The sequence below is a fragment of the Myroides sp. WP-1 genome (assembly GCF_014145635.1).
Classification (GTDB): domain Bacteria; phylum Bacteroidota; class Bacteroidia; order Flavobacteriales; family Flavobacteriaceae; genus Flavobacterium.
In genome coordinates, this window is sequence record NZ_JACHTC010000002.1 from 81,496 (window position 1) to 101,499 (window position 20,004).

Here is a 20,004-nt window from a genome sequence, read left to right on the forward strand (position 1 = left end):
TTTTTATTAGGTCAAAAGATACCAACAAATTAGTTGTGGTAGAAAACCCAGCAATCCCCCAAAGAAGACTTCATATGAAGTATGTGCTTTTAAATATAGACGAGCACTTGCTGTTAGTCCCGTAATTAAAATACAGACAATTAATAAGATGAGCGCTGGTGTTTTTTGGTGAATAAGCAAAAGAATAAAGAAAGCCAGACCAGCGGTTAATAGGGCAGTGTGAACGCTATATTTTTGTTTGAATATTGCTCCAATAAGTAACAGCGAATATGTGGCAATTAGTCCCCAGAAGTATATTTTTAGTTCATATGCACTATTGTTGTATAAGACAAGGGATTTGAGGGTATAAAGCAACGCAATATTAATAGCAAAAGGAAAGATGCGTTCTTTTGTTTCACTGACCATAACACTCGATTGCAGAATGCGCAACGAACGCATCAAGTAATAGATGGAAATGGGAATAAAGAAAGTAACGATCGCAACCTGACTAAGGATGATCGATAGCTCAAGGGTTGTGAAATAGTAATATTGAATTAAAAAATACAACCCAACGGTTTGTAAGGGCAATAGAATGGGATGAAAAAGGTAGGAAACAAGTTGAGCTGTTTTTTTCATAAGTACCAGCCTATTTTAACTGAGGGTTTGTTTTTAGTTAGATTAAATTCTCTTTCGCATACGAGCAACAGGAATATCCAGTTGTTCCCTGTATTTAGCCACAGTTCTTCGTGCAATAGGATACCCTTTTTCTTTGAGTAGATCGGCGATTTTATCATCTGGATGAGGTTTTTTCTTATCCTCTTCCGCAATGATATTTTCTAGTATTTTTTTAATTTCAATGGTTGATACTTCTTCCCCTTGATCATTCATCATTGCTTCTGAAAAGAAGTTTTTGATCAATTTTGTACCATAAGGAGTTTCCACGTATTTACTGTTGGCAACACGAGAAATTGTAGAAATGTCTAAACCTACTAAATCGGCAATATCTTTGAGGATCATTGGCTTTAATTTGGTTTCATCTCCTGTTAAGAAGTATTCTTCCTGATAGTGTACAATAGCGCTCATGGTTACATAAAGAGTTTCCTGACGTTGTTTAATAGCGTCAATGAACCATTTAGCTCCATCTAGTTTTTGCTTGATAAATTGTACGGCATCTTTTTGTGAGGCACTAGCTTGGGTTGAATCTTTATACGTTTGCAACATCTCTTGATAGTCACGAGAAACGTGTAGTTCGGGGGCATTGCGGTTGTTTAAAGTCAACTCAATTTCGCCATCTACAATTTTGATTGTAAAATCGGGGATCACTTGCTCTATAAAGCGATTCGTCCCTGTATAAGCTCCTCCTGGTTTGGGGTTGAGTTTCTCAATCTCATCAATAGCTTTGCGCAATTGATCTTTTGTGATATTGTATCGCGATAACAGTTTGTCGTAGTGCTTTTTGGTAAAGGCATCAAATTGATTTTCAATGATGTCTTTAGCTACGGTTATTGCATCTGTTGGAGTTTTGTGTTTGAGTTGTAAAAGCAAACATTCCTGAAGGTTACGTGCACCCACGCCTATAGGCTCAAGTTCATGCACAATAGCTAAGATGTTTTCTACTGTCTCTAAATTGGTGTAAACGCCTTGTGTAAAGGCTAGATCATCTACAATGTCTTGCACATCTCTTCGGATATACCCCATTTCATCTACACTACCAACTAAAAATTCTGCAATTACTCGATCTTCATCCGATAGGATGAAGGTGTTTAATTGATTGATTAAGTTTTGATGAAAAGACTCTGTCGCAATGATAGGTGCTTCATAGTCATCGTCGTCTGAACTGTAATTATTTGCTTGTAATTTATATTCGGGAATTTCATCATCACTTAGATAATCATCGATATTGATGTCTTCTGTGTCAATGCGTTCATTGTCAAAGTCGTCAAACTCATTATCTAAACTATCGAATTCATCAGCAGATTCTTCTTTACCTGTTTCTAATGCGGGGTTTTCAATTAACTCTTCCTTTAGTCTTTGTTCAAAGGCTAAAGTTGGTAATTGAATAAGCTTCATCAATTGGATTTGCTGAGGAGATAATTTCTGAGATAATTTAAGTTGTAAACTTTGTTTGAGCATGCTAAATAAAATTAACGAAATAAAAATGTTTACTTTTAATCGACATTCATCCTAAATTACGGAAAAAATACGGTAAAAGTAAACATTTATAAGGTTTCTTTCTATGAATAATTAAAACGCTGCATTTTGAGGAGTTCTAGGAAAAGGAATCACGTCTCTGATGTTTGTCATTCCTGTAACGAATAGAACTAAACGCTCAAATCCAAGACCAAAACCACTGTGTGGTGCAGTACCGAATTTGCGAGTATCAAGGTACCACCAAAGTTCGTCTTTGTCGATGCCCATTTTCTCGATTTTGTCTAGTAATACATCGTAGCGTTCTTCTCTTTCAGAACCTCCAACAATTTCTCCAATACCTGGGAATAAGATATCCATCGCGCGAACGGTTTTTCCATCTTCATTCATACGCATATAGAATGCTTTGATATCTGCAGGATAATCAAATAAAATTACAGGGCATTTGAAGTGTTTCTCTACTAAATAGCGTTCGTGTTCACTTTGTAAATCTGCACCCCATTCTTCAATGATGTAATTGAATTTTTTGTTTTTGTTTGGTTTAGAAGCTTTTAAAATATCAATAGCTTCTGTATAGCTTACGCGTTTGAAATTGTTTTCTGTGATAAAACGCAATTTTTCAAGAAGAGACATTTCACTGCGTTCCGCTTGTGGTTTGTTTTTCTCTTCGTCTAGTAAACGGTTTTCTAAGAAAACTAAATCGTCGTGACATTTTTCTAGGGTATAGCTGATCACATACTTGATGAAATCTTCTGCTAAATCCATGTTATCTGCTAATTTGTTGAAAGCAACCTCAGGTTCAATCATCCAAAATTCAGCTAAGTGACGTGAGGTATTAGAGTTTTCAGCACGGAATGTTGGTCCAAAGGTATATACTGATCCTAAGGCCATAGCGTAAGTCTCTGCTTCTAATTGTCCAGAAACGGTTAGGTTAGTTGCTTTTCCAAAGAAATCTTCTGAGAAATCAACATCGCCTTCTTCTGTTTTTGGAAGTTTATTTAGATTGAAATTCGTTACTTTAAACATCTCTCCAGCTCCTTCTGCATCAGATCCTGTGATAATTGGTGCATTGAAGTAAAAGAATCCGTTGTCTTGGAAGTATTTGTGTACAGCAAAAGACAGCGTGCTTCTTACACGCATAATAGCTCCAAAAATATTCGTTCTAATGCGCAAGTGAGCTTGCTCACGTAAAAACTCTAACGAGTGTTTTTTAGGTTGAATAGGATATTCTTCTGGATTGGATTCACCATAAACTTTTAAGTTTTCAACTTGGATTTCTACATTTTGTCCAGCTCCTCTACTTTCAACTAAAGTACCTCTTACAGAAATAGCTGCTCCTGTGTGAATTTTTTTAAGTAATTCAGCAGGAAACTTATCTAAGTCAACAACACATTGGATGTTATTGATTGTCGATCCATCATTTAAAGCAATAAACTGGTTGTTTCTAAATGTTTTTACCCAGCCCTTTGCTTTTACTTCGTGCAAAAGTGCCTTTCCAGTAAGCAGATCGATAATTTTGGTGTGTTTCATTTTTGAATATATTTTTGTTACCTAGTAGATCAAATCATTGAATTGAAATACGAACAAATGTACTAAAAAACAATAGATATTTGCGTAAATAACCACGTTATTAATCAAACATTAGCATGGAAAAGACGCTTTTTTAGAAGGAATATAGATTTGTATATTTTGTAAGGAAAAGAAAAGATATAAAATAGTTGAAAACTATAGAAACAAAAAAGCCCGCATCATGCGGGCTTTCCTTATACTTTAAGAATTTCTTCTTCTTTTTTCACTAGAATATCATCGATTTTCTTTACATAAGCGTCTGTTAACTTTTGTACTTGCTCTTCAGCATCTTTACAAACATCTTCAGAAACTCCGTTTTTTTCCTCTTTTTTGATATCGTTGTTTGCATCTTTACGAGCATTTCGAATACCAATTTTTGCTTCTTCTGATTCTGCTTTTGCTTGTTTGACCAAGTCTTTACGTCTTTCTTCAGTTAAAGCAGGAATGTTGATGATAATGTTATCTCCATTGTTCATTGGGTTTAATCCCAAGTTTGCAATCATAATTGCCTTTTCAATAGGTTGTAACATACTTTTTTCCCAAGGAGTAACGGTAAGCGTACGAGCATCTGGAACGTTTACACTCGCTACCTGTGATAACGGAGTTTGTGATCCGTAGTAATCTACAAAAACACCACCCAACATTTGAGGGCTTGCTTTTCCAGCACGAATATTTAATAAAGATTTTTCTAAGTGAGCAATAGAACCGTCCATTGCCTCTTTTGCACTTGCAATAATTAAATCTATTTCTTCTGTCATAACGTTTATTAATTAATGTTTACGGAAACAGTAGTTCCTACTGTATCATCTCCTTGGCAAACTTTTAGTAAATTGTTTTCTTTATTCATATCGAATACCACGATCGGCAATTCGTTTTCTCTACTCAATGTAAATGCAGTAGTATCCATTACATTTAATCCTTTAGTCAACACGTCGCTAAAAGTGATTTGTTCAAATTTAACCGCCGTCGGATCTTTTTCAGGATCTGCATTGTAAACTCCATCAACACGGGTTCCTTTAAGGATAACATCCGCATTAATTTCTACTCCTCTCAATACCGCAGCGGTATCTGTAGTGAAGTAAGGGTTTCCTGTTCCTGCTCCAAAAATTACAATTCGACCTTTTTCTAAGTGGCGAACGGCTCTTCTTTTGATGTAAGGTTCTGCAACAGCTTCTATTTTTAAGGCAGTTTGTAAACGGGTAAGCATTCCCGCATCTTCCAAAGCTCCTTGTAGTGCCATTCCATTAATGATAGTTGCAAGCATTCCCATGTAATCTCCTTGAACGCGATCCATACCTACACTTGCTCCAGCTACTCCTCTAAAAATATTTCCACCACCAATAACAATAGCTATTTCAACACCTAAATCGTGTACTTTTTTTACTTCAGCTGCGTACTCAGCTAATCTCTTAGGGTCAATTCCATATTGATTCTCTCCCATTAAAGCCTCTCCACTTAGTTTAAGTAGAATTCTTTTGTATTTCATGGATATGATATTTTTAAAGTTTTGCAAATATAAAGATTATATACTACTATAAAACAGCTTTTGCGAATTTATCCTGATGATTTTTAAAGGTTCTTGCTGCTGCTTGATATCCCAAGTCAAAAATTTCATCCATGCGCTGTTTGTTTCGTTCAAAAGTGGAGTATTGAGTAATGTGATGTGATTCGATCAACCAATCACATAGCGCTGATTGCGCTCGATTGTGGTTGGCGGCCATTAGATCATAAGCTCGTATGGCTACGGAGCGAAGTGAGTTTAAATTCTTTTTGTCTAGTTGTTCAATCGGACAAACATTGCTGCCAATTAAGAAATCACATTCCTCGCGAATCAAATCCGTCGCAAAGTTATTGAGTATCCCTCCATCACTAAACAATTGATCATTGATGGTATGGGGGGAGAAAATTGCGGGAAATGCACTCGAAGCCAAGATCGCGTCAATAACACGAGTATTGGAATTAAAAACGTGAATTTCACCTTTGGCAATATCTGTTGAGTTGACTACAACGGGAATCGGAAGATCGTCCAACGTTCTATTTTCAAAAATTGAAAACAAGTATTTTTCGAAGGCATTCGAATCAATTAATCCCGCTTTCTTGAAAGTGAAAAAATGCCAATTCAAAATATTAACCGATTTAAAAAAATTGAGAATCTCTTGCGGGGTTAATCCTATTGAATACAAACAAGAGACAATGGAGCCAGCACTCGTACCAGCAAGAATTTTTGGTTTGATATCTTGATCTACTAAAAATGAAAGTACACCGGCATGAGCAATTCCCTTATAGCCACCGCCAGATAATGCCAAACCTATTTTAGGCGTTTTCATAAATAAAGTATTGAGAGATTAGTGTTTAAAAGTTTAACTTTGGATTCAAACTAATAAAAGTACACAAAAATGAATAAAGTTGACTTAAAAGACTTGAATAATAGTTTTTCTTATGCAGATTTTCGTGCTTATGTTACTGATGCACTGCAAAATAATCCTGATGAATTGCAGTTGTCTGCAGATTATATGCCTTATGCGGAATTGAATGAGGCGCGTTTACATCGCTTAGATAAGACGCTTCAAGTAGAACCTGAAGTGGCTTTGGTAATGGAAAATCTTGGAAGTGATTACATCTGGCTGGTAATTTCAGAAAGCTGGTGTGGAGATGCGGCTCAATCTGTACCGATGTTAAATAAAATGGCTGAACTAACAGCGAAGGTTGAATTGCGCATTGTATTTAGAGATCGTCACCTTGAATTGATGGATCAGTATTTGACCAACGGAGGGAGAGCCATTCCCAAATTACTCGTTGTAGAAAAGGATACGTTAAATGTGGTTGGCGATTGGGGACCTCGTCCTGCGGATGCTGTGAAATTAGTAAACGATTATAAAACCGAAAAAGGAAAATTTGATGAAGATGGAATCATTTTGTTGAATAAATGGTACACCAAAAACAAAGGTCAACAAGTGCAACAAGAAGTAGCTGCCCTGATGACCTCTATTGATCAATAAAATACAACATCACTATTGTACGATTGGACCTACAATAGTGATTTTTTTTGATAAAGACATTCCCGCTGGGTTACATCCCAAAGCGCCTTCAGGAATGACCTGACCGCGTTTTTCAAAATACTCTACCCAAACAGGAAAGGGCTGTCCTGTATATTTGGAACGGTAGGTCATCGGATAAAGGGGGAAGAATTCTTTGTTCTTATTTGCTGTTTTAAAAGCGTCATAAATTAATTCTGAGCAATAATACTTATCATTCGCATACAGGTAATTGTCATCATAAGGAACTCCTACTTGTTGAATAGCGAATGCTTTTGCCGCTGGAATCATTTTTTGGTACTTAGGCAACAATCTTCCCAAATACATCGTTTCTGGTGTTTTGCTCAAAAATTGGTCTAAAGGCGTAATGCAAACCACAGGCCAGGTTGCTTCAATGACTTGTAAGCTTCCGTCGTGTTCAATCACCATGCCGATGTGATTGAAATTTAATCCTTCGTACCCAAAAGTTACCTCGTTAATAGCATCACATAAAGGACCGCATTGGAGGTTTTGAAAAATCAAGTCTCCTTCTTGAAAGGTCGTCTGTTGTCCGTAGCTCATTGTACAGAGTAATACAATAAGCGCTACTATTTTCTTCATAAAAGTTCTGTGTTTTGACAAAAGTAAAACTATCTGTATCAATACACAATGAAAGAGCGGAAACCTTCAAATAGAGATTAGAGAAGCATATTTTTTAGTTATGTTAAATTTTACACAATCCATTTGTTGCCATTGGCTTGACTTTTAATTAATTGTATATTAGAGGAATTAACCATAAAAAAACGAATTATTTATGTCAAACAATATTCAATTTCCCAAGTTTAAAGAAAAGTATGGAAACTATATCAATGGACAGTTTGTTGATCCTGTAAAGGGAAACTACCTAGATTCAATTACGCCGATCAATGGTAAGCCATTTACTAAAGCGGCTCATTCAACAGAAGAAGATTTGATCTTAGCTATTGACGCAGCAGATAAAGCTTTTGAAACTTGGAGTAGAACGTCAGCAACCGAACGCAGTAATATTTTAAATCGAATTGCTGATCGCATGGAACAAAATTTAGCGTATCTCGCTCAAGTAGAAACGGTAGATAATGGAAAGGCAATTCGCGAAACGATGAATGCGGATATTCCTCTTGCTATTGATCACTTTCGTTATTTTGCAGGGGTAATACGCGCAGAAGAGGGATCGGTAGTAGAGTTAGACGAGCATACCGTTTCTATGATTGTTCACGAACCTCTAGGTGTTGTCGCTCAAATTATTCCGTGGAACTTCCCGATTTTAATGGCAGTTTGGAAGTTAGCTCCTGCTTTAGCCGCTGGAAACTGTGTGGTTTTAAAACCTGCAGAAAGTACTCCTATTTCGATTATGGTTCTCATGGAGTTAATTGGAGATCTTGTTCCAGCTGGTGTAATTAATATCGTCAATGGATTTGGCTCTCAATTGGGGCAAAAACTAGTGACAAACCCTAAAATTAGTAAAGCTGCATTTACTGGATCTACTGCTACTGGACGTTTAGTCATGCAATATGCTACAGAAAATATTATTCCCGTGACACTTGAACTAGGAGGAAAGTCACCTAATATTTTCTTTGAATCCATCATGGATCACGACGATGAGTACTTAGATAAAGCGATTGAAGGCGCGGTGTTATTTGCTTTTAACCAAGGAGAGATTTGTACTTGTCCGTCTCGTCTACTGATTCAAGAAAGTATTTACGATAAATTTATCGCCCGTGTTATTGAACGTGTGAAGGCGATAAAAATGGGTAATCCATTAGATCCAACAACGATGATGGGTGCACAGGCTTCAAAAATTCAATATGACAAGATTAGCTCTTATCTAAAATTAGGAAAAGAAGAAGGAGCTGAAGTGCTAGTAGGTGGAGATGTTCATCATTTAGGAGGTGATTTAGAAACGGGATATTACATCCAACCTACATTGTTTAAAGGACATAATAAAATGCGCATTTTCCAAGAGGAGATTTTCGGCCCTGTATTAGCGGTAACGACATTTAAAGATGAGAAAGAGGCGATAGAAATTGCCAATGACACACTATATGGATTAGGTGCAGGAGTATGGACGCGCGATGCACATCAGTTGTATCAAATTCCTAGAGCTATTAAAGCAGGGCGTGTTTGGGTCAATAACTATCACAATTATCCTGCGGGTGCTCCTTTTGGTGGATATAAACAATCGGGTATTGGACGTGAGAATCACAAAATGATGTTAGGGCATTATCGTCAGACAAAAAATATGTTGATTTCATATAATAAAAACAAATTAGGATTTTTCTAAAACACATAAAGAGATGTCAAAAGTTAGCCGTATTGATGTAACAGAAAAAGCAAAAGCACTGATTCAAGAACTACAAGCCGAAAATGGAGATTTGATGTTCTATCAGGCTGGAGGCTGTTGTGAAGGAACACAACCCATGTGTTTTGTCAAAGGAGGGTATTACTTGAGACGCCGCGATGTTAAGATCGGAGAGGTATGCGGTTTTGATTTTTGGGTAGATCGCGATCTCTTTGAATATTGGAAACACGCTCATTTTACTCTAGATGTAACGGATGGTTTTGGTGCAGGAGGTTTTTCGTTAGAAACGCCCAAGCAAAAAACCTTTACAATAACGTATCGTATGTTTACACCGGAAGAGCTGTCTCAGCTTGAGGAGGTAATTTTAAATGAATAATTGCTTTAATACGATCAAATGAGAGAGGCTACACTAACAGTGTAGCCTCTTGTTTTTTATATTGATTTAGAATCTATTACTCTCTTTTCAAACGCTTCAATGCTCCACGCATTAACCACGTCATAGTCGCCAATCTTTGTGCGGCGTAAAGCCGTTAAATGACCACCGCTTTGTAGTTTTTCTCCAAAATCAAAAGCCAGTGAACGAATATACGTTCCCTTTGAGCAAGCCACTCTAAAGTCAATTTCAGGTAAAGCAATACGCGTTAATTCGAAATCGGAGATTGTGATAGGACGGGTACTAATTTCGACCTCTTCTCCATTTCTTGCATGTTCATACAATCGCTTTCCGTCTTTTTTAGATCGTTATATAATGTTCTTCAAGTTGAATAAAAAATAACATAGAGTAATTTTTCTACTCTCCTTGGTTTGATTTAAATCTTTGTTTTTTGAATATTAGTTAATATTTATTCGTTAATATTAATTATTTTTACTTTTTATTTTGTTAAAATATGTTTATTGTTTTTCGGTTATTTAATAAGTGTTTAAATTGGTTGTTAAAATAATAAAAGAAGTGAGTGGTGGTTGTTTTTCAAGCGAAAAAATAATCTTTTTTGACTGCTTTCAAATAAAAGAATAAAGATGAATATATTACTTGCGGATGATCACCTAATGTGTTTGGATGGCTATATATTGGCCCTAAATAATTCTGTTAACAAGTATTACACAGCAAAGAGTTGTGAGGAGGTTTATACTAAACTTTTACAACGATTAAAATTTGATGTAGCCATTCTTGGACATAATATGGAAGCTTTTGAAGAAAAGAATATACGAACAGGGTTTGATTGTGCAAAAGTTATTCGAAGATGTTTTCCTGATTGTAAGATTATTATGGTAATCAGTCAGAAAGCCTCTATTGTGTTGTACAATATTTATAAACAAGAAATTCTCAACGCTTTAATTCTAAAATCGGATTTTACTCCTGATCAATTCAGAGCGATAGTTAACGCTGAAGGGATAAATGAGACTTACTATAGTAATGGAGTGAAAAAAGCAATCGCACAACTTCAAAAGACCACATCACTTTTAGAATCTAAAAATAGAGAAATACTGAGTTATTTAGGGGCTGGATTTAAAGTTTCTCAATTACCGGAGGTTGTAAATCTAAGTCATAGTGCAGTACAGAAGCGAATTAGTAAAATGTTGAAAGAGTTTGACGTTCGCGATAACCTAGAGCTTATTCAAGTGGTTAAAAAACAGAATCTTTTATAGTTGTAATTCTCATTATGCGGGATTTTAACAAAAATAATATCCTACATATTGTTTTTGTTAAGTTGTTTATTCTTAGTTTTTTAGATAATTTTTTAGTTGTAGTTTAGAATAAAGTTGAAAAAAAGAAAATATGCTTATTTGTTAACTAATGTAAACTTGGACAAAAAAATTATGAAATCTACTCTTATTGCCTTTTGTGTATTACTCTTTTGTTGTTTAGACAGTGTTCTTTACGCGCAGCAACACATGTTAACAGGAAAGGTGATTGATCAAAACAAGGATCCTTTAGCATTTGCTTTAGTTTATTTAGCCAGAACTGATAATGATGAATTAGTTAGTTCTGTATATACAGATAGTTTAGGTGATTTTAAAATTTCAGCAGAGAACGGAAATTATCTATTGGTTATAAAAAATTATGAACAAGCGTTTTTGAGTGAGAAAATTGTGTTAACAGAGAATATAGATTTAGGAGTAGTTGAGGTAGATAACGCCATGCTACTAGATGAAATTACAATAGCAACACAAAAGAAACGAATTGAAAGAAAGGCAGATCGATTGATTTTTAACGTTGAAAATTCTATTAATTCAACAGGTGGAGATGTGCTTGATGCTTTGAGAGTAACACCCGGTGTGCGCGTTCAAAATAACAATATTGCCATGATTGGTAAAAGTAATGCGGCCATTATGATTGATGATAGGCTTGTAGAATTATCAGGAGATGATTTGATAAACTTTTTAAAAGGCATTGCAACGGATAATATTAAAAATATTGAAGTAATTACTATTCCTCCTTCAAACTATAGTGCAGAAGGAGATAGTGGGGTGATTAATATTAATTTAAAAAAAACAACTAAAAATAGTTGGAGCAATACAGCTAGATCGAATTATAAACAAGCAATTTATCCATCATTTTCTATAGGAAATAATTTCAATTATCAAAAAGAAAGATTTAGTGTCCTCTTAGATGTGTCAATTCTGCATAAAGAAGATGTTTATACAAATGATATAAATTATTACTATCCTACTGCGCATTGGAAAAGTGAAGTCTACAATAAAACCAAGGGATATAGTTTTGGAGCTATTTTAAATTTAGGATATAATATAACAGATAAAACTAGGTTCAGTTTTCAATACTTAGGAAATAGTACTAAACCTAAGGTGAAGCAATATGGGAAAATAGATATTTATTCCATACAAAACAAAGAAATAGAAAAGATTAAGGAATCTTTCGGGTATATAGAAAAAGAGAATTCTAATCACGGATTTACACTTTCATTTCTTTCTAAATTAGATACAATAGGTACAAAGATCACTGTTGATTTAGATTATTTAAACTATTCTTCTGATAAAAAAAATGAGCAGTTTAATCAAACAAGAATCTATCATAACATAATAGAACCTTATACTCTTTGGACTAATAAAAATAATCAAGATACGGGTAATTTATCAAGTAAGTTAGATCTAGATTTTCCCATTTCTTGGGGTACATTTTCGGTAGGAGGGAAAATGAGTTTTACTAAAACGACTAACCATATTGCTATTTCAGATTCTAGTATAGAGGATTTTGATCAAACGGACAAATTCACTTATGAGGAAAATATTCAAGCTATTTACGTTTCTGCAAATAGAACTCTAGGTGATAAATGGGAACTAAAAGCAGGACTACGAGCTGAGGCAACACAAAATAAGGGGTATTCTTCTAGTATTAATCAAACAAATAAGAATAATTATGTAAAACTATTTCCTACTTTTTATATTTCTTACGCATTAAATGAAGTACATAGTTTTTTTTTCCAATATGGAAGAAGAGTTGAACGTCCATTATATTCTAATTTAAATCCTGCTCGTTGGTATTTAAATGCAAATTCTTATGAAGAGGGAAATCCTTTCTTACAACCCTCTCTGCGAGATAATATAGAGCTATCCTATATGTATGGAAATCTGTTTTACACAAATATTTCATTTTCAAGAGCAACTGAGGGGGTTGGTCAATTAACCATCCATAATGAAGAAAATGATTTTCAAAAATTTATTAGGCTAAATTATTATTCATCAGATGATATTACTTTTTATGAGTATACCAATTTTAATATTTTGAATTGGTGGAATTCTGCTATTGATTTAACTGTGTTTTACAGTCAAACTAAGACGAATACAGCATATTTAGAGGAGAAGTATTCTGGATGGGGAGCTTATTTTTCTACAACTCAAAATTTTTCGCTAAATAAAGAGAAAACACTTTTTGCTGAAGTTGTTTATGAACAAGATTTTCCAAAGAAATTTATAGAAAGTAAAACAAGTGCGAGTTCTAATTTAGCGGTAGGTATTACTGTATTCTTGCAGGATAAAAAATTACAAGCTACGTTAAAAGCTAATAATATTTTAGGGTCAGATAGGGCTAAAATTTCAAATGTGACGCAACATATTGCGCAATCTTTTCGTCAATATTATGACACGCAATATGTTGTGTTTTCTCTGTCTTATAAAATAGGAAATTCAAATATCGGTTTGAAACAAACAACTACTAGTAATGAAGAAGAAAAACATAGATTAAACTAAAAAGTCTAACAAATGATCTGAGGACTATAAATTAAAAAAAGATCTATAATATTAATTTTTTAAATTATGAAAAACAAAGATTTAATTTCTAGATTAAATGATTTAAAAAAATCGAAATCTATTGAGAGTATAGAAGGTTCTATGCTAAATGGAATTAGAGGAGGTCAAGGGAAGTTAGAAATTCCTTGTTCTACAAAATCTAAGTGTGGAAAAAATTCTGCATGTAACGGAAATAATTAGAACGACCTAAAAGTTGATACAGGTGATTTTTTTGCCTGTATCAATATTTACTATTTTAATAAAATAAAAAAATATGAAATATAAGTTATCTAAATATGTAATAATTACAGATTCTTTTATTGATAATAAAGAGAGTCAAAAATTAGTATATTCTACAAGAACAGGAGATGTCATCATACTTAATAATGAAACTATAAAAAAATTGATGAACAATAATTTTTTTACTTTAGAAGATCATCTAATAGATCGATTAATATTTTCTGAGATAGTTGTTCCTGAATTAGAAGATGAATTGGATACCGTATTAAATGAATTTGAAATTTCAAAATTAGACAGTGATATTTTATCCATGACAATTACTCCTTCTGCTAATTGTCAATTGGGGTGCGAGTATTGTGGACAAGTGCACAGTAAATTGAGTATAACGGAGGATTTGTCAGAAAAAATTTTTGAGTATATTAAAAATAAACTATCTCTTAAGGAATACTCAGGTTTAGATATTGTTTGGTATGGTGCTGAACCTTTGATGGGAATCAATGCGATAAGGGATTTAAGTGAGCGACTTTTAAATTTTTGTAGTAATAATGATTTAAGTTACAGCGCTTCTATGATAACAAATGGTTTGAATTTGAATAGAAAAAATTTTCAAGATTTAGTCGCAAATATGCAGATTAAAAGTTTTCAAATTACCATAGATGGAACTCAAGATACGCATGATAACAGTAGATTTACGAAAAAGAAAGAACCTACTTTTGAGTTTATTGTGAGAAATATTGTTAATGCTATTAATGATCCTCTTTATAAAAAAGAGAATGTATCTATTCTAATTCGTGTTAATGTTCATGAAAATAATTATTTAGAAGTAGATAAATTATTAGATTTTTTTCATGATTTGAAAATTCAAGATAAAATACAAATGAGTTTTGCTGCTGTTCATGACTGGGGAAATAATAATGCAAATAAAAAAATAGGTTTAAGCATGACACATTTTGCTGATTTAGAAATTGGGTGGTTTTTAAAAATGAAAGAGCTAAATTTTAGGAAGCATGAATTAGTTCCTCAAAGAACTTTTAGTACTTGTATGACTACTTCAGAAAATAACGAATTAATAGATGCAAAAGGTGAAATATCATATTGTTGGGAGGTGCCTTATACCCCAGATTTCGAAGCTAATAATGATTTGATAATTGGAAATGTGTCGGATCAAAGTATTCATTTAAAAGACAGTCAAGACATGCCTTTAAGAAATTGGTATAATGATATAAGAAATAAAAATAACAATAGTGAGAATTGTAATGCATGCGAGTTTTTACCGGTTTGTGGAGGGCATTGCCCAATATCATGGTTTAAAGGAATTAGAGCATGTCCTTCTTTCAAATTAAATATTGAGGATAAACTTATTATGCAATATATTGAGGATGGTGAATTACTAAATATTAATAAAGGATGATTTTAGATATTAAAACAAATTTAGAAAAAGAGATTTTAATTCCTACAAAGAAGAATCAATTTGAGAGAAAACATATTTTTTATGATATTAAAAATGTAGTAATTAACAATTCAAATAAAGAAAATACGATTGATTTATATTATTGTTTTTCTTTATATGAAAAAAACTTGAGCTTGTGTAGAACGAATAATTTAGATCTTGCTGCATTTTGGATTTCTAAGGTTGATGTAGCTCATTCACAATTGTCTAATGATCTCTTCCAACACCTTAAACTTTTGTATCTTCCAATGGTTGCTTTTTATCATTACAAAAGGAAGAATTATAGTCTAGCTTTGAATTTATTGTCTGATGAAATACTGCAGGCATATTCAATTTTAAGAGATAATGAGAATTTAAGGCTATCAATTACATTTGAACAAATAATTAATAAATATAGGGTGCTATTTGCTGCAAAGGATTATCAAACAGCACTTTCTTTAGCTATTGATTCTATTAATTGTATTGTGAATAATAAACCTTTTAAAGATGTCTATAAAGTTGAAATGAAATCGATTATTGAAGAGGGATATACAGAATATCTGCAATGGGCGGATTATATTATAAATAGTATAATTGAAAGAATCATACATGATAAAGAATTGTCGGAATTTGAAAAAAACAATATGATTTATCATGTTTTTAAGAATGTAGAACAAGTGGAAAATAAAAAGTTTTTTTATTTAAATATGGCAAAACAGAATATCGAATATTTTATTAAAAATAAAAAAAGTGAATTTATTGAGAGTTCATACAACCTATCAAAAAATATAAGCTCTTTACCAGCTGGGGTACAATTTTTTTTCCTTTATTCTTTAGATAAGAATAATATTATAAATAGAAAATTACATGATGAATATATAGAAAAAGTACTTAAACTAGCTGTTTAAATTATGAAATTCATTCCTCAACATGATCAAATGGATTGTGGTCCTGCATGTTTAGCTATGGTTGCTTTGTTTCATGGTAAAGAATTTGACTTACAGTTTTTGCGTGATCAATGCTTTATTACAAGAGAAGGTGTGTCATTAATGGGACTAAGTGAGGGAGCTAATAAACTAGGTTTTAAAACTATGGCTGCTAGGTTAAAGCCAAGCGATATTGATAATGAGTTTCTGCCTTGTATTTTACATTGGAACAGGAATCACTTTGTAGTATTATATAAAATTCATAAAAATTTTTTTTCAAAAAAGAGTATTTATAAAATTGCTGATCCTGGATACGGGATTATTTCACTGTCAGAAGAAAACTTCATTTCATCTTGGTTGGCTAGTGATGACAAAGGAGTATCGCTTTTTTTGACACCAACTTCGTTTTTTTTTGAACAAAAAAACAAAAAATTGGTTAAAATAAGTATGAGGCATCTATTTGATTATTTAAAATTATTTAAAAAATATTTTTTTTGGTTGTTTGTACTTTTAACACTTAGTTCTTTTATCTCTCTTGGATTTCCAATTTTGACTAAACAATTAATAGATGAGGGTGTGAATAAAAAGAATTTATCATTGATAACTTTTATTTTGTTAGCACAGCTAACCTTTTTCTTTGGAAATATTGTCTTTGCAGCTTTTCAAAATTGGATTATGCTTATCATTGGAACAAAAATTAATATCAAGATTATATCCGATTTTTTAAAAAGGACTCTTCGTTTACCTATTATTTTTTTTGAGACAAAAAAGACAGGTGATTTTAGCCAACGTATTCAAGATCATGAAAAAATAGAACATTTTTTAACTTCTGATAGTTTACTGACTTTGTTTTCAATGCTGACTTTTTTTGTTTTTTTTGGTGTTTTGTGGCATTATAATTTTTGTATGATGGTTGTTTATTTTAGTTTAACCATAATTTCGATTTTGTGGTCTTTTTATTGGATGAGAAAGAGAAAAATATTAGACTATTTTCGTTTTCAACAAAAAAGTGAAAATCAAGAAAATATTTATGAAATAATCAAAGGCGCTTCAGAAATGAAATTGAATCAGTATGAGGATTTTAAACGTAAAGAATGGGAAAAAATACAGGAGAGACTTTTTAAAACTAATATGCGTATTCTGAAACTTGATCAAATACAACTTTCAGGATTTGATTTTATAAATCAATTAAAAAATATTATAGTGACTTTCTTTGCGGCATATTTAGTTGTCTATAGTAAAATGTCATTAGGTGCTTTGTTGAGCGTATCTTATATTATTGGACAAATGAACTCACCAATTAATCAACTAATCTCTTTTTTTCGTTCACTACAGGATGCTAAACTCAGTTTAGCTAGGCTAAATGATGTTCAAAATCATAAAGAAGAAGAACAAGAGTATTTTAATAAAATCAAAATTAATTTTGAAAAGTCAGATAACAAGAATAGCCTAAACGGAATTAGATTTTCCAATGTAACCTTTCAGTATGAAGGACCTAAATCTAGGACTATATTAGACTGTGTTAATTTATACTTTCCAGAAGGAAAAGTTACAGCTATTGTAGGTGCGAGTGGAAGTGGTAAAACTACTTTAATGAAACTGCTTTTAAAGTTTTACGAACCAACAAAAGGGAATATTTATTATAATGAAGAGAATCTTTCTAAATTATCCCCAAGAAGTATTAGGGAAAATTGTGGAGTCGTAATGCAAGATGGATATATTTTTTCTGATACGATTGAGCGTAATATAGCTATGGGGGATGAAATAATTGATAATGTAAAAATGAAAAATGCTATCAATATCGCTAATATAGATGAATTTATTAACGAGTTACCTCTTGGAATTAATACAAAAATAGGTGCAGCAGGGAATGGAATTTCAGGAGGGCAAAAACAAAGAATATTAATTGCCCGAGCTATATATAAAAACCCGCATTTTATTTTTTTCGATGAAGCTACTTCTGCTTTAGATGCTGAAAACGAAAAAAAGATTCATGATAATTTACAGATTTTTTTTAAGAGTAAGACTGTTATAATTATAGCTCATCGACTTTCTACAGTTAGAGATGCTGACAATATAATTGTGTTTGGAAAAGGAAAAGTGCTGGAACAAGGCAACCATGAGGAATTAGTATCTATTAAAGGAGAATATTACAATTTGGTAAAAAATCAACTAGCGCTAGGAGATTAATTATAAAAAAACAGATTTTTTTATAAACCAAAACAATAGAAGCACATAGGTGTGTTACTCCATACTTTTTTAGTGCAATAGATTAAAAAAATTATAGAACTATAACGTTTTGGTTTCTAATAAACTTGTTTGTCAAAGATGCGGTAGCTCATACTATATGTTATGAACAACCGCATTTTCAAACGCTTCAATGCTCCATGCATTAGCCACGTCATAGTTGCCAATCTTTGTGCGGCGTAAAGCCGTTAAATGACCACCGCTTTGTAGTTTTTCTCCAAAATCAAAAGCCAGTGAACGAATATACGTTCCCTTTGAGCAAGCTACTCTAAAGTCAATTTCAGGTAAAGCAATACGCGTTAATTCGAAATCGGAGATTGTGATAGGACGGGTACTAATTTCGACCTCTTCTCCATTTCTTGCATGTTCATACAATCGCTTTCCGTCTTTTTTCAACGCAGAAAAAATTGGAGGACGTTGTTGAGTTGTTCCTAAAAAACTAGCTCTTGTTTGTTCGATCATCTCTTGCGTAATATGATCGATAGGGAAGGTTTGATTTACTTCGGTTTCTAAGTCGTAAGAAGGTGTTGTAGCACCCAAATAGAAAGTTCCTGTATACTCTTTTTCTTGCCCTTGTAATTCTGTGATTGTCTTCGTGGCTTTCCCTGTACAGATTAGCAATAATCCGGTTGCTAAGGGATCTAAAGTTCCGGCATGACCAACTTTAATTTTTTTTAGTCCATATTCTTTTTTTAAAAGCCATTTAATTTTGTTTACGGCTTGAAAAGAGGACCAATGTAAAGGCTTGTCAATCAATAAGACTTGACCTTCCTGAAAAGCTTCTGCTGAAAATTGCATGTTTAATTTTTTAAGTATCCGAAGTAAACAAGTAAGATAACCCCTGCAATGATGCGGTAATATCCCCAAGGTTTAAATCCGTATTTTTTAATGATTCCAATGAAGAATTTGATAGCAACGATAGACACAACAAAGGCCAAAACATTGCCTAAAAGGAATAATTTTAAGTTGTCACTGTTTTCGAAAAGGAGTTCATATCCCATTTTTCCAGACTCGTATTTTTTCAATACAATTGAATAAACCGTTACTGCAGCCATTGTAGGAACAGCCAAGAAAAAGGAAAACTCTGCCGCCACTTGACGAGACAATCCTTGTTGCATTCCACCGATAATAGACGCAGCAGAACGACTCGTTCCTGGCATCATGGCCAAACACTGCCAAAAACCAATGCTTATCGCTTGTTTTACAGTGATATCTTCTTCTCTAGTAGTTTTGGGATTTTTGAAGAATTTGTCGATAAAAATGAGGACAAAACCTCCTACAATAAGCATAATAGCAATGTAAATAGTTTCGCCTAAAACAGCGTCAATTTTTTCGTCAAAAAGCTTCCCCAATACCAAAGCTGGAATTACAGCAAGTATTAATTTTTTATAGAATGAAATACGAGTGAAATCAAAAAACTTACGCCAGTATAAAACAACAACGGCCAAAATTGCACCGAATTGAATAGCTGTTTGAAAAAGTTTAACGAAATCATCTTCCTGAATCCCGTAATAGGAGCTCAAAAATACCATATGAGCTGTAGATGAAACGGGTAAATATTCAGTAAGTCCTTCTACAATGGCTAGAAGGATGGCTTGTATTAAATCCATAAATTAGTTTGTTATGATTGTTTTTTGTCTTTTTTGATAATTGAATATACAGCAACACCTATGCCAATAAAGAACACTGCAGGAGCTAAATGGATGCGTCTAAAGCTGTAAATATCTTCATTAAATTGTGTAGGATCATCATTCGAAGCTCCTCCCATTAGGATAAAACTCAACGCAATAAGGGCAAAACTAGCCAATAGCAACGTGTAATTCTGTTTGGTAAACAAAAAACCGGAAGGGGTATTGTCTTTTTTCATAT

The 20,004-nt window shown here is 33.1% G+C and carries 19 protein-coding genes and 1 pseudogene; 9 read left to right on the forward strand and 11 right to left on the reverse strand.

The window, feature by feature from the left end:
- Window positions 1-6: 6 nt before the first annotated feature.
- The 6 genes from H4K33_RS02070 to H4K33_RS02095 form a co-directional block, all read right to left on the reverse strand.
- On the reverse strand, window positions 7-615 hold the full coding sequence (locus tag H4K33_RS02070) for a hypothetical protein (RefSeq protein WP_182646851.1): 609 nt from the start codon (window positions 613-615) through the stop codon (window positions 7-9).
- 42 nt (window positions 616-657) lie between these two features.
- Entirely contained in the window at window positions 658-2,112 is a 1,455-nt protein-coding gene (gene rpoN, locus H4K33_RS02075) for an RNA polymerase factor sigma-54 (RefSeq protein WP_182646852.1), read from the reverse strand.
- A gap of 111 nt (window positions 2,113-2,223) precedes the next feature.
- A complete protein-coding gene (gene asnS, locus H4K33_RS02080) occupies window positions 2,224-3,657 on the reverse strand; it encodes an asparagine--tRNA ligase (protein ID WP_182646853.1) in 1,434 nt (477 codons plus the stop codon).
- Between the two features lie 233 nt (window positions 3,658-3,890).
- Window positions 3,891-4,454: a ribosome recycling factor gene (gene frr / locus H4K33_RS02085; RefSeq protein ID WP_182646854.1), complete on the reverse strand. Its 564-nt coding sequence runs from the start codon at window positions 4,452-4,454 to the stop codon at window positions 3,891-3,893.
- A gap of 8 nt (window positions 4,455-4,462) precedes the next feature.
- Window positions 4,463-5,182, reverse strand: a complete 720-nt coding sequence (gene pyrH / locus H4K33_RS02090; RefSeq protein ID WP_182646855.1) for a UMP kinase — start codon at window positions 5,180-5,182, stop codon at window positions 4,463-4,465.
- Between the two features lie 46 nt (window positions 5,183-5,228).
- Window positions 5,229-6,023, reverse strand: coding sequence for a patatin-like phospholipase family protein (locus H4K33_RS02095; RefSeq protein WP_182646856.1), 795 nt, complete (start codon window positions 6,021-6,023; stop codon window positions 5,229-5,231).
- A 69-nt stretch (window positions 6,024-6,092) separates the two neighbouring features.
- Between H4K33_RS02095 and H4K33_RS02100 the strand changes: the two genes are divergently transcribed.
- On the forward strand, window positions 6,093-6,695 hold the full coding sequence (locus H4K33_RS02100; RefSeq protein ID WP_182646857.1) for a thioredoxin family protein: 603 nt from the start codon (window positions 6,093-6,095) through the stop codon (window positions 6,693-6,695).
- A 12-nt stretch (window positions 6,696-6,707) separates the two neighbouring features.
- On the opposite strand, the gene H4K33_RS02105 is transcribed toward H4K33_RS02100, so the two are convergent.
- Entirely contained in the window at window positions 6,708-7,331 is a 624-nt protein-coding gene (locus H4K33_RS02105; RefSeq protein WP_182646858.1) for a YiiX/YebB-like N1pC/P60 family cysteine hydrolase, read from the reverse strand.
- 193 nt (window positions 7,332-7,524) lie between these two features.
- Between H4K33_RS02105 and H4K33_RS02110 the strand changes: the two genes are divergently transcribed.
- Both H4K33_RS02110 and H4K33_RS02115 read left to right on the forward strand, forming a co-directional pair.
- Window positions 7,525-9,030 carry an aldehyde dehydrogenase family protein gene (locus tag H4K33_RS02110; protein ID WP_182646859.1) on the forward strand — a complete coding sequence of 502 codons (1,506 nt, stop codon included), beginning with the start codon at window positions 7,525-7,527 and terminating at the stop codon, window positions 9,028-9,030.
- 13 nt (window positions 9,031-9,043) lie between these two features.
- The gene (locus tag H4K33_RS02115) at window positions 9,044-9,424 is read left to right on the forward strand and encodes a DUF779 domain-containing protein (protein WP_182646860.1); all 381 of its coding nucleotides are present in this window, start codon (window positions 9,044-9,046) and stop codon (window positions 9,422-9,424) included.
- A gap of 56 nt (window positions 9,425-9,480) precedes the next feature.
- Here the strand turns inward: H4K33_RS02115 and H4K33_RS02120 are convergent.
- Window positions 9,481-9,783: pseudogene (locus tag H4K33_RS02120) on the reverse strand (tRNA pseudouridine(55) synthase); the annotation flags it as partial.
- A gap of 282 nt (window positions 9,784-10,065) precedes the next feature.
- Between H4K33_RS02120 and H4K33_RS02125 the strand changes: the two are divergent.
- The 6 genes from H4K33_RS02125 (at window position 10,066) to H4K33_RS02150 (ending at window position 18,078) form a co-directional block, all read left to right on the forward strand.
- The gene (locus H4K33_RS02125; protein WP_182646861.1) at window positions 10,066-10,695 is read left to right on the forward strand and encodes a response regulator transcription factor; all 630 of its coding nucleotides are present in this window, start codon (window positions 10,066-10,068) and stop codon (window positions 10,693-10,695) included.
- Window positions 10,696-10,866: 171 nt separating this feature from the next.
- On the forward strand, window positions 10,867-13,254 hold the full coding sequence (locus H4K33_RS02130; protein ID WP_220485285.1) for an outer membrane beta-barrel family protein: 2,388 nt from the start codon (window positions 10,867-10,869) through the stop codon (window positions 13,252-13,254).
- A gap of 66 nt (window positions 13,255-13,320) precedes the next feature.
- On the forward strand, window positions 13,321-13,494 hold the full coding sequence (locus H4K33_RS02135; RefSeq protein WP_182646863.1) for a hypothetical protein: 174 nt from the start codon (window positions 13,321-13,323) through the stop codon (window positions 13,492-13,494).
- A 73-nt stretch (window positions 13,495-13,567) separates the two neighbouring features.
- On the forward strand, window positions 13,568-14,944 hold the full coding sequence (locus tag H4K33_RS02140; RefSeq protein ID WP_182646864.1) for a radical SAM/SPASM domain-containing protein: 1,377 nt from the start codon (window positions 13,568-13,570) through the stop codon (window positions 14,942-14,944).
- On the forward strand, window positions 14,941-15,870 hold the full coding sequence (locus H4K33_RS02145) for a hypothetical protein (protein ID WP_182646865.1): 930 nt from the start codon (window positions 14,941-14,943) through the stop codon (window positions 15,868-15,870). Before H4K33_RS02140 ends, H4K33_RS02145 begins: the two co-directional genes overlap by 4 nt.
- Window positions 15,871-15,873: 3 nt before the next feature.
- Window positions 15,874-18,078 (forward strand): peptidase domain-containing ABC transporter, encoded by a 2,205-nt coding sequence (locus H4K33_RS02150; protein ID WP_182646866.1) that lies wholly within the window; start codon window positions 15,874-15,876, stop codon window positions 18,076-18,078.
- A 153-nt stretch (window positions 18,079-18,231) separates the two neighbouring features.
- Here H4K33_RS02150 and truB read toward each other — a convergent pair whose 3' ends face one another.
- From truB to H4K33_RS02165, 3 genes are read right to left on the reverse strand one after another with little or no spacing between them, the layout of a single operon-like run.
- Window positions 18,232-18,933 carry a tRNA pseudouridine(55) synthase TruB gene (gene truB, locus H4K33_RS02155; RefSeq protein ID WP_182646867.1) on the reverse strand — a complete coding sequence of 234 codons (702 nt, stop codon included), beginning with the start codon at window positions 18,931-18,933 and terminating at the stop codon, window positions 18,232-18,234.
- Window positions 18,934-18,935: 2 nt separating this feature from the next.
- The gene (locus H4K33_RS02160) at window positions 18,936-19,745 is read right to left on the reverse strand and encodes an undecaprenyl-diphosphate phosphatase (protein WP_182646868.1); all 810 of its coding nucleotides are present in this window, start codon (window positions 19,743-19,745) and stop codon (window positions 18,936-18,938) included.
- 11 nt (window positions 19,746-19,756) lie between these two features.
- Window positions 19,757-20,002, reverse strand: a complete 246-nt coding sequence (locus H4K33_RS02165) for a DUF3098 domain-containing protein (protein WP_182646869.1) — start codon at window positions 20,000-20,002, stop codon at window positions 19,757-19,759.
- Window positions 20,003-20,004 lie beyond the last annotated feature (2 nt).